Annotated in this window: 12 protein-coding genes; 5 read left to right on the top strand and 7 right to left on the bottom strand. The window is 63.1% G+C overall.

What is annotated here, in order from left to right; genetic code table 11:
• Positions 1 to 49: 49 nt before the first annotated feature.
• Positions 50 to 946 (bottom strand): LysR substrate-binding domain-containing protein, encoded by an 897-nt coding sequence (locus tag NCS67_RS25720; RefSeq protein WP_008347672.1) that lies wholly within the window; start codon positions 944 to 946, stop codon positions 50 to 52.
• 180 nt (positions 947 to 1,126) lie between these two features.
• Here NCS67_RS25720 and NCS67_RS25715 point away from each other — a divergent pair, with 180 nt between their 5' ends.
• From NCS67_RS25715 to NCS67_RS25695, 5 genes are all read left to right on the top strand, one after another.
• Positions 1,127 to 2,443, top strand: a complete 1,317-nt coding sequence (locus NCS67_RS25715; RefSeq protein ID WP_008347670.1) for an MFS transporter — start codon at positions 1,127 to 1,129, stop codon at positions 2,441 to 2,443.
• Positions 2,444 to 3,100: 657 nt separating this feature from the next.
• The gene (locus NCS67_RS25710; RefSeq protein WP_008347667.1) at positions 3,101 to 3,559 is read left to right on the top strand and encodes a (2Fe-2S)-binding protein; all 459 of its coding nucleotides are present in this window, start codon (positions 3,101 to 3,103) and stop codon (positions 3,557 to 3,559) included.
• Between the two features lie 10 nt (positions 3,560 to 3,569).
• Positions 3,570 to 4,577, top strand: a complete 1,008-nt coding sequence (locus tag NCS67_RS25705) for an FAD binding domain-containing protein (RefSeq protein WP_284504159.1) — start codon at positions 3,570 to 3,572, stop codon at positions 4,575 to 4,577.
• A gap of 10 nt (positions 4,578 to 4,587) precedes the next feature.
• On the top strand, positions 4,588 to 6,819 hold the full coding sequence (locus tag NCS67_RS25700; protein WP_250437172.1) for a xanthine dehydrogenase family protein molybdopterin-binding subunit: 2,232 nt from the start codon (positions 4,588 to 4,590) through the stop codon (positions 6,817 to 6,819).
• A 250-nt stretch (positions 6,820 to 7,069) separates the two neighbouring features.
• Positions 7,070 to 9,247 carry a malate synthase G gene (locus NCS67_RS25695; protein ID WP_250437171.1) on the top strand — a complete coding sequence of 726 codons (2,178 nt, stop codon included), beginning with the start codon at positions 7,070 to 7,072 and terminating at the stop codon, positions 9,245 to 9,247.
• A 42-nt stretch (positions 9,248 to 9,289) separates the two neighbouring features.
• Here NCS67_RS25695 and NCS67_RS25690 read toward each other — a convergent pair whose 3' ends face one another.
• The 6 genes from NCS67_RS25690 to NCS67_RS25665 all read right to left on the bottom strand — a co-directional run bounded on the left by NCS67_RS25690 (position 9,290) and on the right by NCS67_RS25665 (position 13,798).
• Positions 9,290 to 9,475 (bottom strand): 4-oxalocrotonate tautomerase, encoded by a 186-nt coding sequence (locus NCS67_RS25690; protein ID WP_008347661.1) that lies wholly within the window; start codon positions 9,473 to 9,475, stop codon positions 9,290 to 9,292.
• Between the two features lie 27 nt (positions 9,476 to 9,502).
• A complete protein-coding gene (locus tag NCS67_RS25685) occupies positions 9,503 to 10,279 on the bottom strand; it encodes a class II aldolase/adducin family protein (RefSeq protein ID WP_250437170.1) in 777 nt (258 codons plus the stop codon).
• Complete coding sequence (locus NCS67_RS25680; RefSeq protein WP_250437169.1) at positions 10,257 to 11,168, bottom strand: urea transporter; 912 nt, start codon at positions 11,166 to 11,168, stop codon at positions 10,257 to 10,259. The genes NCS67_RS25685 and NCS67_RS25680 overlap by 23 nt, the downstream gene beginning before the upstream one ends.
• Before the next feature lie 132 nt (positions 11,169 to 11,300).
• Complete coding sequence (locus NCS67_RS25675; RefSeq protein WP_008347655.1) at positions 11,301 to 11,507, bottom strand: hypothetical protein; 207 nt, start codon at positions 11,505 to 11,507, stop codon at positions 11,301 to 11,303.
• 112 nt (positions 11,508 to 11,619) lie between these two features.
• A complete protein-coding gene (gbd, locus tag NCS67_RS25670) occupies positions 11,620 to 12,759 on the bottom strand; it encodes a 4-hydroxybutyrate dehydrogenase (RefSeq protein WP_250437168.1) in 1,140 nt (379 codons plus the stop codon).
• Positions 12,760 to 12,850: 91 nt separating this feature from the next.
• Positions 12,851 to 13,798 carry a GNAT family N-acetyltransferase gene (locus NCS67_RS25665; protein WP_250437167.1) on the bottom strand — a complete coding sequence of 316 codons (948 nt, stop codon included), beginning with the start codon at positions 13,796 to 13,798 and terminating at the stop codon, positions 12,851 to 12,853.
• Between the last annotated feature and the right edge of the window lie 302 nt (positions 13,799 to 14,100).

Raw genomic sequence — 14,100 nt, 5'->3', positions numbered from 1 at the left:
CAATTCACAGCGAAAGCTGATATTCCTTGTCCGTGACTTAAGGAAAGCTTTAGCTTTCACTCGGCTCGATCGCGCCGTGCGAACGCATCCGTATGCGTTCCTGCACGATGCTCATCACCGCGTGACGATCGTGGATCTTGCGCTCCAGCATGCCGACGACACGGCGCGGCGTGTTCTTCGCAAGCGATATCACGCGCAATGCGGGATCGCTCGCCCACGAGCCGTATTCGAGCAACGGCACGACCGAGACGCCCGCATCCTGCCGCACGAGCTCGACGATCACTTCGAGGGAATTGAGTTCGAGGAACTCGTTCACCGCGAGGCGATTGTGCTTCAACGCGCGATCGATCAGCGCGCCGGTGCGCTGCGCGCGATCGAAGCGCAGAAACGGACGGCTCGCCAGCATCTCGGCGGCATTCGCGGCCACGGCGCCCGGCGAACCAATCGCGACGAGCGGTTCCGAATAGAGCGGCGTCCAGTTGAGGCTCGCCGGCGTCTTGCCCGCCATCTCGACGATCACCGCCGCATCGATCTCGCCCGCCTCGACTTGCGGCGCGAGCGCGAGCGCCTTGCCGGTGAAGAGCCGCACATCGAGCCGTGGATACTGACCTTTCAATTCGGTGACGACGGATGCGAGCGCGCCCATCGCCGAATCGACCGCGCCGATGGAAACCGATCCGGCGATTTCATCATCGAGACCGGTGAGACGCATGCTGTCGTACAGCGCGACGATGCGCTCCGCTTGCGGCAACACCTGCTTGCCGATGCTCGTCAGCCGGTTCGTGCGCCCGACGCGATCGAACAGCGGCCGCTTCAGATCGTCTTCGAGCGACTGCATCTGCATGCTGACGGCGGCCTGCGTGAGCGCGACTTTTTCCGCGGCGGCGGCGAAAGAACCGTAACGCGCGACAGCGATAAACGTGCGCAAAAAGCGGATATTGCTCATCGTGCGTGAGGGTTATCCCGGATCGTTCGATCAGGTTTGCTTGTGTGTCAGTTCAGAAATTCTATATTTTCTTATTTCAACTCGGCGTAATGTTTGCGTGTTGCAGCGGCTCGCTCCGTTCGAAGCGAGTCATCCGAGAAGCGGATGTCGTCAACGAGAAAACCTCATGGAGTACATTCGATGAGCACCGTACTACCTGCAGCGCACGCGGCCGAACAAAACGCCGCATCGAATCTTTCCGGCCGACGAGCGATCGTCGTATCGACCATCGGCAACGCGCTCGAATGGTTCGACTTCATGGTTTACGGCTTCTTCGCCGTCATCATCGCCAAGCTGTACTTTCCCGCAACGAATCCCACTATTTCGCTACTCGCGACTTGGGCGACTTTCGGCGTCGGCTTTCTGACGCGTCCGCTCGGCGGCATCGTCTTGGGCGCGGTCGCGGATCGCGTCGGACGCAAATCAGCGCTCACGCTCACGATTTCGCTGATGGCGGTCGGCATCGCGATCATCGCGTTCGCGCCGACTTATGCGGCAATCGGCATCGCCGCGCCCTTGCTGATGCTGCTCGGCCGCCTGATTCAGGGCTTCTCCGCAGGCGGCGAAGTCGGCTGCGCGACGGCGTTTCTCGTCGAATACGCGCCCGCCAACAAGCGCGGTTATTTCGGCAGCTTCCAGATGGTCGCGCAGGCCGCCGCGAGTCTCGCCGGCTCGTTTTTCGGCGCCGTGCTCACGCGCACGCTGAGTCCCGAACATCTGAATAGCTGGGGCTGGCGCATTCCGTTCGTGATCGGTCTTCTGATCGTGCCCGTCGGCCTGTATCTGCGCTCGAAGCTCGATGAATCGCCGGTCTTCGTCGAGAAGGCGCAAAAGAACGAACTGAGCACGCGCCCGATCCGCGATACCGCCACGAAACACTGGATGTCCGTGCTCGCTGGCTTCGGCCTGACGGTGTTCGGCACCATCGGCACGTACATCTTCCTGCTGTATCTGCCGACGCACGCTACGCGCGTGCTGCACATGGCGCTCACCGACGGCCTCATCAGCTCGACGATCGGCGCGCTCGTCTATCTCGTCTGCTGTCCGATATTCGGCCGGCTCTCGGACCGTATCGGCCGCAAGAAGCTGATGGCGACCGCGCTCACGCTGTCGCTCGTCACCGCATATCCGATCTTCGCCGTGCTCACCGCGCATCCGAGCCTGCCGATGCTGATCGTGTGTCAGGCGCTTTTGATGACTTATCTCGGCATCTTTCAGGGCTGCTATCCCGCGTTCATCTCCGAGTTGCTTCCTTCGAGCGTGCGTTCGACCGGCATCTCGGTGAGCTACAACGTCGCGGTGATGATCTTCGGCGGCTTCGCGCCCGCGATCGTGCAATGGCTCACGATGACCACGGGCGATCCGCTGTCGATCTGCTACTACGTGATCTTCGGCAGCGCGGTCGCGCTCGTGACGATCTTCCCGCTGCGCGACCGATACAGCGAGGCGCTGCGGTAAGTTCGCTGCATCCCGTTCCCAAAGGAAGGAGAATGGACGGCCCGCATGGAAGTCCCGCACGCTTAAGTCTGATTTAAGGAAGCGCGCTTAATCTGAAGTCTGACCGACCCACCCTCCTTCCGGCCGCGCAAGCGGCCATTTTTTTTGGAGCGACGCGATGCAGATGATTCTCCGCATGATCGTGATCCTCGTCGTGCTCGTTCTCTTCACGACGGTCGGCGTGTCCATCCTTTCCGTTTTCGCGCGCGGCCTGATTTCGCACTGAAGGCTTTCATCGGCTGCGGGCATGCTTCGTGCCCCTTCAGAATCTCGCGGCCCGCGCGGGCTTTCGATCGAGAAAGTTTCGCGGCGGATGCCTATACTGGCTGAGTGTCGTCTTTCGCCGCATTGCCGGCGCACGAAAGTCCTGCGCCGCCGCGCAGACCCTTTTCGCCGCCGTTCCCCCGCGCCACCGGCGCGCGACACGCTTCGCCGCATCTTCGCCTCTCTCATGTTCCGCCGCTTCATCGCCGCATTCGTGCAGCAGCTTGCTGCGCAATTCCAGGAGATTGCCCGATGCCACAACGTCCCATCCCCCAATCGAAAACCACGCACGCCGATACACCGAACAAGACGCTTCAAGCCGCACCCGCAGGCGACTCGACCGTCAGCTTCACCATGACCGTCAACGGCCGCAGCGAAACGCTTTCCCTCGACCCCCGCACCACGCTTTTAGATGCATTGCGCGAGCATCTTCATTTGACCGGCACGAAGAAAGGCTGCGATCACGGCCAATGCGGCGCATGCACCGTTCATGTGAACGGACGCCGCGTGAACTCGTGTCTGTGCTTCGCCGCCGCGTGCGAGGGCGACACCGTCACGACCATCGAAGGCATCGGCGAAATCGAGGCACTGCATCCGTTGCAGGCCGCGTTCGTCGAATGCGACGGCTATCAGTGCGGCTACTGCACGGCCGGCCAGTTGATGTCGGCGGTCGCGCTGCTCGATGAACCGATCGGCCCGAGCGACGACGACGTGCGCGAAGCGATGAGCGGCAACCTGTGCCGCTGCGGCGCGTATCAGAACATCGTCAGCGCGATCCAGTCGGTGCGCGCGAACAAGCCGTCGTCGAAATAAGGAGAGCGACATGGATATGTTCCAGCTCTCTCGCGCGCGCGACATGCGCGACGCGATCAATGCGGGCGCGCTCGCGCATACCGCGCAGCAAGGCGCCGAAGTGCGCTTTCTCGCGGGCGGCACGACGCTGCTCGATCTCATGAAGCTCAACGTCGAGCGGCCGATGCGCGTCGTCGATATCAGCCGTTTGCCGCTCGACAAGATCGAGGAAACGAAGGACGGCGGCGTGCGTATCGGCGCGACTTCGCGCAACTCCGATCTCGCGCATCATCCGCTGATCCGCGATCGTTATGCGGTGCTGTCGCAAGCGGTGCTCGCGGGCGCGTCGGTGCAGTTGCGCAACATGGCGACGACGGGCGGCAACATCCTGCAGCGCACGCGTTGCGTGTACTTCCGCGATACGACCTCGCCGTGCAACAAGCGCGAGCCCGGCAGCGGCTGCTCCGCGATTCAGGGCTTCAATCGCATGATGGCGATCATGGGCACGAGCGAATCGTGCATCGCGAGCAATCCGTCGGACATGTGCGTCGCGTTGCAGGCGCTCGAAGCGACGATCCACGTCGAAGGCACGGGCGGCAAGCGCGCGATCCTCATCGACGAGTTCTTCCTGTTGCCGGGCACGACGCCCGATCGCGAGAACGTGCTCGATGCCGGCGATCTCGTCACGCATGTCACGTTGCCGCCGCCGGTCGACGGCGCGCGCTCGGCTTATCTGAAGCTGCGCGATCGCGCATCGTACGAGTTCGCGCTGGCGTCGGCGGGTGTCGTGATCGGCGTGAAGGACGGGCGCATCGAGCATGCGCGCGTCGCGCTCGGCGGCGTCGGCACGAAGCCGTGGCGCTCGCGTGAAGCGGAGAAGGAGCTGATGAACGCGACGCCCGATGAAGCCACGTTCAAACGCGCTGCCGATGCTGCGCTCGCCGATGCGAAGCCGCAAAGCGAGAACGGCTTCAAGGTCGAGTTGTCGAAGCGCTGCATCGTTCATACGCTCAAGCTCGTTACCACGCAAACTTCCTGAGGATCGCGACATGTCCACGGCGCCCGATATCAAACCGTCCGCATTCATCGGACGGCCTCAGTCGCGCATCGACGGACCGCTGAAGGTTTGCGGCCGCGCGACCTATACGACCGACGTCGATCTGCCCGGCATGCTCCATGCCGTGCCGGTCGGCAGCACCATCGCGAGCGGCAGGATCACGTCGCTCGAATTCGCCGCCGCGCAAGCGATGCCCGGCGTGAAGCTGATTCTTCATCGCGGCAATATCGGCCGCTTCTATCGCGTCGCCGGCAACTCGATCGATACCGGTTACGTCGATGAAAACCGTCCGCCTTTCGAAGACGACATCATTCGCTATTACGGGCAGTATGTCGCGCTCGTCGTTGCGGAGACGTTCGAAGCGGCGAGCGCCGCGGCTGCCGCGGTCAAGGTCAGTTACGACAAGACGCCGCACGATGTGAGCGCAAAGCTCGATGCCGGCGACAAGCTCGACACGCACAGCGAACGCGGCGATCCCGACAAGGCGTTCGACGATGCGCCCGTGAAGATCGATGAAACGTACGTGACGCCCGTCGAAACGCATAATCCGATCGAGCTGCACGCGACCATCGCGCACTGGAACGGCGAGAGCTACACGTTCTACGAAACGAGCCAGGCGGTCGCGAATCATCAGGGCACGCTGATGCAGATGATGGGCCTGCCGAAAGAGAAAGTGCGCGTGATTTCGCGCTATCTCGGCTCGGGCTTCGGCGGCAAGCTGTGGATGTGGCCGCATTCGCTGCTCGCCGCGGCCGCGACGCGCCAACTGGAGCGCCCGGTCAAGCTCGTGCTCTCGCGCAAGATGATGTTCCAGAACGTCGGGCACAGGCCGACCACGCAGCAGCGCGTGCGGCTCGCGGCGACGCAGGACGGCAAGCTCGTGTCGCTACGGCATGACTTCGTGAATCACGCGGCCATCGCCGACGATTACACGGAAGATTGCGGCGAAGCGACGCCTTCGATGTACAGCACGCCCAATCTGCGCGTGACGGGCGGCACGGTGAAACGCAATGTCGGCTCGCCGACGTCGATGCGCGGACCCGGCGCGGTGCCCGGCCTCTTCGCGCTCGAATCGGCGATGGACGAGCTGGCCATTGCGTTGAAGATGGATCCGGTCGAACTGCGCCTGCGCAACGAGCCCGAAGTGGATGAAAGCAGCGGCTTGCCGTTTTCGTCGCGGCATTTCGTCGAATGCCTGAAGACCGGTGCGGAGAAATTCGGCTGGTCGAAGCGCACGCCGGACGTAGGCTCGATGAAGCGCGACGGCCTCACGCTCGGCTGGGGCGTGGGCGCGTGCAGTTGGCCGGGGCTGCGCTTCTCGGCGGACGCGACGGTCGATCTTCGTGCGGACGGCACCGCGCGCGTCGCGTGCGGCACGCAGGATATCGGCACGGGCACGTACACGATCCTCGCGCAGATCGTCGCGGAACATACGGGCATCCCGCTCGACAAGATCGAAGTCGGCCTCGGCGATACGGCGCTGCCGCTCGGTCCTGTTTCGGGCGGATCGGCGGCGACGGCATCGGTGATTCCGGCGGTATCGGATGCGGTGCGCGAGGCGATCAAGACGCTGCTGGCGCGCGCCGCGAAGATCGAGGGATCGCCATTCGCGGGCGCGAAGGCCGACGAGCTTGCGATGAGCAACGGACATGTGCATCGCAAGAACGAAGCGCCGGAAAGCGGCGTGCCGTTCGCGCGCATTCTCGACGCGGCGAAACTGCATGCGGCATCGGGCAGCGGCAGCGCGAAAGGCGGCTTCGACGATCCGCTCAAGAAGGACTGGTCGATCCATTCGTATGGCGCGCATTTCGCCGAGGTGACATGGGAGCCGGCGACCGCGCGCCTGCGCGTGAGCCGCGTCGTGACCGTGATCGATGCGGGCAAGATCCTGAATCCGCGCGCGGGGCGTAATCAGATCGAAGGCGCGGTCGTGATGGGCGTCGGCATGGCGCTTTTCGAGCACACGGTATACGACGAGCGAAGCGGCGCGCCGGTGAACAGCAGCCTCGCGGATTACGTCGTCGCGACCAATGCCGACACGCCGAAGATGGACGTCACGTTTCTCGATTATCCCGATACGGTCTTCAACGAACTGGGCGCGCGCGGCATCGCGGAGATCGGGCTGGCGGGCATCGCGGCGGCGATTACGGGTGCCGTGTATCACGCGACGGGCGTGCGTGTGCGAAAGCTGCCGGTGATGATCGAGGATTTGTTGAAGGCGTAGCGTCGGTCTCGTCGCGCTGTTCGAGCGGCCCGGTTTTTCGCGCGGTTTGTTTGCGCGGAGGCCGGGCCGATGCACTGAGAACGCTATCCGTCGACGGCTACCCCGCCCTCACGGGACGCTAAACGGGCGGCCCGTCCAGGCACGCGCATTGCACCTCCCCCACGCTTCGCCCCTCCCCCAAGACGCGCTACCATAGGCACCAGCCCATTCCCCAAACCCCTGTGTAGCAGCCATCTCAGCCGGAGTGCCCATGAACGACATGATCAAACAACACGGCCTGCAGGTCGACGCGAATCTCGCGAAGTTCGTCGACGAAGAAGCCATCCCCGGCACGGGCGTCGATAGCGCGTCCTTCTGGAAGGGATTCGATGCCATCGTTCACGATCTCGCGCCGAAGAACCGCGCACTGCTCGCCGAACGCGACCGCCTCCAGACCGAGCTCGACAACTGGCATCGCAGCAACCCCGGCCCCGTGCGCGATCTACGCGCCTATCGCAAGTTTCTCGAAGAGATCGGCTATATCGTGCCCGCGCCCGCGCATGTGAAGGCCAGCACCGCCAATGTCGATCGCGAAATCGCCGAGCAGGCCGGCCCGCAACTCGTCGTGCCGCTGTCGAATCTGCGCTATGCGCTCAACGCGGCCAACGCGCGTTGGGGCAGCCTCTACGATGCGCTCTACGGCACCGATGCCATCGACGAAAACGACGGCGCCGAGCGCGCGGCGCAGTTCAATCCGAAGCGCGGCGCGAAAGTGATCGCCTATGCGCGCGCGTTCCTCGACGACAACGCCCCGCTCGATCACGGCTCGCACGCCGACGCGACCAAATACAGCGTCGAGCAAGGCAAGCTCGTCGTCACGCTGAAGGACGGCGGCAAGACCGGCCTTGCGAACGCCGAGCAGTTCGCGGGCTTTCAGGGCGACGCGAAAGAGCCGTCCGCGATTCTGCTCAAGCACAACGACCTGCACTTCGAGATTCAGATCGACGCGGACAACTTCATCGGCAAGACCGATGCGGCGCACGTGAAGGATGTGCTGATGGAAGCGGCCGTGAGCACGATCATCGATTGCGAAGATTCGGTCGCGGCCGTCGATGCCGCCGACAAGACGCAGCTCTATCGCAACTGGCTCGGCCTGATGCAAGGCAATCTCGCCGAGCAGGTCACGAAGAACGGCAAGACCTTCACGCGCGCGATGAACCAGGACCGCGAGTACGCCGCGCCGAACGGCGGAACCGTCAAGCTGCACGGACGTTCGCTGCTGTTCGTGCGCAACGTCGGCCATCTGATGACGAATCCCGCGGTGCTCGACCGAGATGGCAACGAGATTCCCGAAGGCATCCTCGATGCGGTGATGACCGTGCTCGGCTCGATGCACGATCTCAAGAACAAGATGAACTCGCGCACGGGGTCGATCTATATCGTGAAGCCGAAGATGCACGGCCCCGCCGAAGTGGCGTTCGCGGACGAGCTCTTCACGCGCGTCGAAGACCTGCTCGGCCTGCCGCGTCACACGATCAAGATGGGCATCATGGACGAAGAGCGACGCACGAGCGTGAACCTCAAGGCGTGTATCGCGGCGGCGGGCGCGCGCGTCGCATTCATCAATACGGGCTTCCTCGACCGCACCGGCGACGAAATGCATTCGTCGATGGAAGCCGGCCCGATGATGCGCAAGGGCGACATGAAGTCCTCTAAGTGGATTGCCGCGTACGAACGCAGCAATGTGCTCGTCGGCCTGAACACCGGCTTGCGCGGTCGCGCGCAGATCGGCAAGGGCATGTGGGCGATGCCCGATCTGATGCACGCGATGCTCGAACAGAAGATCGCGCATCCGAAGGCAGGCGCCAACACCGCATGGGTGCCCTCGCCCACCGCGGCCACGCTGCACGCGCTGCACTATCACATGGTCGACGTGCAACAGGTTCAGCAGGAACTCGAAAGCGTCGACTACGAAAGTCAGAAGAACGAGTTGCTCGATGGCTTGCTGACGATTCCCGTCGTCGACAAGCCGTCATGGTCGGAAGACGACATCAGGAACGAAATCGAAAACAACGCGCAGGGCATTCTGGGTTATGTGGTGCGCTGGGTCGATCAGGGCGTCGGTTGCTCGAAGGTGCCGGACATTCACGATGTCGGCCTGATGGAAGACCGCGCGACGCTGCGCATTTCGAGCCAGCATATCGCGAACTGGCTGCGTCACGGCATCGTCACGGAAGAGCAGGTTCGCGCGACGCTCGAACGCATGGCCGCCGTCGTCGACAAGCAGAATGAAGCCGATCCGTACTATCGCCCGATGTCGCCCGCGTTCGACAGTTCGTTCGCATTCAAGGCCGCGTGCGCGCTCGTCTTCGAAGGACGCACGCAACCGAGCGGCTATACGGAACCGCTGCTGCACAAGTTCCGTCTCGCCGCGAAGGAATCGATGTAACGGTCAAAGCGCGCGCACGAATCGGCGTGCGCGCGCTGTCTTTCACTGCTCCGACCAGAGTTTGCCCGCGGTCGCCCAGTTCTCGCGTTTCACGTCCGTCAGAATGATGTCCACCGAGCCCGGCTCGCAGCCGAGCGTTTCGCACGTCGTGCGCGTGATCGCTTCGACGAACTTGCGCTTCTCTTCCACCGTGCGGCCTTCGAACAGTTGAATGTTGAATGTCGGCATTGCGTTGATCTCCTTTTGAAAGCGGTATTAGTCGCGATACGACGCGTCGATGCGATCGAGCTTGCGCAATAGCGCCGGCCATTCGAGCGCGCCTTCGACGGCGTCATCGTCATGCAGTTGCGCCGCGGTGCGCGTGACGACTTCCGGCGTCGGCACGATCATCTTGCCCACGCCCGCAAGCGCGCGAAGCTGAATATCGCATGCCTTGACGAGCATATCCATCAGCACATAAGCCTCGGCGATCGTGCGCCCGAGCGTGACCGGTCCATGATTGCGCAGCAACATCGCACGATGCGCGCCGAGACTGTTTACGAGCCGCTCGCCTTCCGCGGGCGAGAACGCGAGCCCTTCGTAATCGTGATACGCGAGATGCCCATGAAAGCGCATCGCGTGTTGCGATGCGGGCAGCAGGCCGTGCGGTTGCGTCGATACCGCGATCGCCTCGCGCACGTGAAGATGCATGACGCACACGGCGTCCTCCCGCGCGGCATGGACGGCGCCGTGCAGCGCGAAGCCCGTCGCGTTCACCGGATGCGCCCTCTCGCCGATCACGTTGCCGTCGATATCGATCTTCACGAGATTGCTCGCCGTGACTTCATCGAACGAAAGCCCGAACGGATTGATGAGAAAGCGCCCCGGCTCGCCCGGCACGCTCGCGGAAATGTGCGTGTAGACGACATCGTCCCAGCCGTTGAGCGCGACGAGCCGATACGCGGCCGCGAGATCGACGCGCGTGGCCTGTTCGGCTGCCGATCGCGGCCCGCTTTCCGCGATCCTGCGCTCAGGCGTGTGGGTGAACGACATGCGAGTCTCCTTGTTTGGATGATCCGGACAGACGCCGCTCGAGCAGAATCACCGCCCAGGACGCAAGCACGAACGGCGCGGTCAACGCAGCGATGCCGATGCAATCGATCACGCGCTCGATCAGCACCGCCGCGACGATCGCGACGAGCGCATAACGCGTGCCGAGCTTCGCGGCCGCGAGTGCCGCAAGCGCCGCATTGAAGCCGCACGCGCCCGAGAGCACGACGGCATCGCTTGCACCGCCGAGTGCGTGCAACATGGCGCCGAGCGCACTGCCCGCGAGCGCCCAGCCCGCCTGCGCGGGCCGCGACGCCAACAATCCCGCCGCGATCAGCGCGCCGGCGAGCGCGCCGGTCGCGAAGGTGATCGGCGCGAGACCCGCGAACGCGGCCTGAAGCATTGGAATGAAACCGGCGGCGACTTGGGGAATCGCGCCCGTGTCGCCGCGCTCGCTCAAAAGCGGCAGCCAGCACCAGGTCACGATGATGGCGGGGCTGGAGAAGATCGGCAACCGGTAGCGCGAGAGCACGCGCGAAAGCACGTTGGCGAGGAAAGTGGCGAACATCGCCGCGACGATCGCGACGGCCGCGGCGCGCGATGCATCGTCGAGAAACGTGAATGCGGCGAGCGCCGCGAGCGCGCCGTTGAAACCGTAGAGATCGTCGCGGAACGCGGGTGCGTCGTCGTTTTCGACGATCACGCTGATGACATTGCCCGTCAGCGTGCCGATCAGAAGCCCGCACGCGAGGCGCGGACTCGCGCTCAGCACCGCGAGGAACAGCAGCGCGCCGGTCGCGGCGTTGCGCTGAAGGACGATCTGTCCTATCGCGCGAGCGAAGCTGCGGAGTTGATCGCCGAAGGCGGCGTTCGATTGGAGAGCGGTGGACATGCTGGACGGCGACGGCATGGAAAGCCGCCAGCATAAAGCAGCCGGCGCGCGCCGTGCGGCGGCGGGCCGAATAACCTGTATGTGGCTTGACGCAGAAGGCGCGACGAGTGTCGCGCCGGATAAAACCGAAACTTAGTTGAACGCCATCGGGACGAGCGGCGTCGAATCGCCTACACCCGGGTTCGCCAAAGACAGATCGGCGCTGATCTTCACGATCTCCGTGACGTTTTCGCGGAAATTCGGATGTTTTTCCCAGGTGATGTAGCTGGCGTCCATGACAGCGGAAAGCGTAAGCAAGGCGAAAGCGATTTTTTCGAGCACTTCGTAGCGGCGGCGCATGATTTGTTCCTCAAACTTTGTGACATTGTAACAGACTTAAGGGTTTTCCCCTACCTCGCTGTTGCAATGCCGCAAATCACACGCGGTTAATGCGGTTGCGCTCCGGCCCTTTTCACATCGACGTTTCGAGCATCGCCTCGTAATCCGCGGTGGACGCCTCGCGCGGATTCGTCTTATGACTGTGATCCTTGAGCGCGCCCGCGATGATGCGCGGAAACATCTCGCGCGTCACGCCGAGTTCAGCGAGGCCGCGTGGCAGGCCGAGCGTCGCGGTCATCGAGCGCAGCGCACCGCCGACCTCATCGCCGGACCTCAGGCCCATTGCCTGCGCGATGCGGTCGAGCTTGCCTTCTTCGCGCATCGTCGGCGCGGTGCTGTTGAACGCGATCACCGCCGGCAAAAAGATTGCGTTGAGCGTGCCGTGATGCAGTTTCGGATTGATGCCGCCCAGCGAGTGGCTCAGGCTATGCACGCAACCGAGGCCCTTCTGGAACGCGAGCGCGCCCTGCATCGATGCGCTCATCATGTTCCAGCGCGCGGTGCGATCGGAGCCGTCCCGCGTCGCGCGCTCGATGTGCCGCCACGCGCGCCACAATCCGTCGAGCGCGATGCCATCGGCGGGTGCGTTGAACGCGGGCGCCATGAACGTTTCGAGGCAATGCGCGATGGCATCCATGCCGGTCGCGGCGGTAAGCATCGGCGGCAGGCCGAGCGTCAGTTCCGGATCGCAGATCGCGACCTTCGGCACGACGTGCGGCGAGATCACGCCGACCTTGCGGCCATCGTCGAGAATCAGGATCGCGCCGCGGCCCACTTCGCTGCCGGTGCCCGCGGTCGTCGAAATGGCGATGACGGGCGCGGTCTTCGCCGTGATGCGCGCGAGGCCGCCTTCGATGACCGCGAAGCCTTGTAGCGGACCGTCGTGCGTCGCGCACACGGCCACGCCCTTCGCGAGATCGATCGATGAACCGCCGCCCGCCGCGATCACGCCGTCGCATTGATTCTCCTTGTACATCGCGACGGCTTCGCGCACGGCGGCTTCGTTCGGATTGGGCGGCGTCGAATCGAACACGGGCACGGCCGACGATGAACCGAGCGCGTCGAGCACCTTGTCGAGCAGGCCGGCCGCGCGGATGCCGGCATCGGTCACGATCAGCGGACGATGAATGCCGATGCGTTCGCACTCGCCCGCAAGCAGGCGCACCGCGCCGAAATCGAATTGAATCTGCGTGATGTAGTTGATGAGGGGCATGGGTGTCTGAGGGAAGGTTATGGTCGGAGGCAGCGCGGTGACGTCAGTATAAGAGCGCGCTGTTACCGGTACAACTTTCCCTCGACGCCGGTCAAAAGCGAAAATCGTCGAAGAACTTTTCGCGTTCCATCACGGTGAGCGCGGCGCGCTTGTGCGGAAAGTCGAATTCCTTCAGCGTATAAAAGCCCATGCGATGCATGTAAGCGATATGTCGCACATGATCGACGCGCGGTTCGCCAACGAGGCGTTCCGTGCGCGGATCGTCGATGAACATGTAGTGCAGTACGCCGCTCCACCATGCCTTGAGCTTGCCTGCGCTCTGGAATTGCGCATCGCCGATCAGCAGATGCAGTCCGCGATCGAAGTCGCCTGCATCATAGAACGGGCCCAGGCGATCTTCTTTCGCCCAATAGAACTCGAAGTAGCCGAAGGGCTTGTCGTCGAAATAGCCGATCATCGGATGCATGTGCGGATCTTCGCGGCGTTCCGCGAGATAAGCGGCGTGTTCGGCGCGCGTGCCGCGCTGATCCCAGAAGTATGCGACGCGATCGAGATTCATCCATTCGCTGAAGACTTCGGAATCGGCGTCGGGGTCAGCTGTGCGCAGGCTGAAGGTCATGTCGATCTGCGGGAAGTGACGTTCGTAGATCGTGCCTTCGGCGTTCGTTGGTCTTTGCGGATGTGTGACGCCGTTGGTTTGTGTATAGCGCAGCAGCGTGTCGCTCGATGCGGGCGCCTTGAGCCATGGGCGCGCGATTTGCCAGAACGTTTTGCGTGATGTCGTCAGGAGAAGGTGATCTTCGTGCTGCTGTGCGATGTCGATCAGGTTCTCGTTTCGCGCTTGCGCGATGAAGGTTCTTGTGCGGTGGGCTTCGTTGGAAACGTGTGGAAGTGCGATCGTTGCCGTGCGGCGCTCAGGGTCGTTGCAGTAGATTTCGCATAGGGCCGTCAGTAACGCGTCGGTGTGACACGCTGTCAGCGTGCGGTCAGGCGATTGTTCGACAGTCGCCGCTACTTCGGGATCGAAACGTATGTTCATCGGTGAGTCTCCGGATTTGCTTCAAGTATTCGGCTTTCGCTTCTGGTTTCGCTTGTGCTTTCGTGGAATCCTGTAATCGCGTCGGTCTATTAGCACTGCCCCTGTGCGGGGCGGCACTCACTTTCTTTGCTGCTGCAAAGAAAGTAAGCAAAGAAAGCAGCTACTGATACGCCCGCGGTCACACGCAATTTGGGTAGTCCTCTCGTCGTTCGTGGGCTGCCTAACGAGTGCCCTCATAGGCCCAACCGGGCTTGGCTCGCGCACGGTCCGTCTCATCGCACCACACAACAAACTGGTTCAGC

Origin of the sequence: Caballeronia sp. ATUFL_F2_KS9A, from assembly GCF_023630765.1 — a bacterium.
GTDB classification, from domain to species: domain Bacteria; phylum Pseudomonadota; class Gammaproteobacteria; order Burkholderiales; family Burkholderiaceae; genus Caballeronia; species Caballeronia zhejiangensis.
This window is presented reverse-complemented; position numbering and strand designations above follow the sequence as displayed.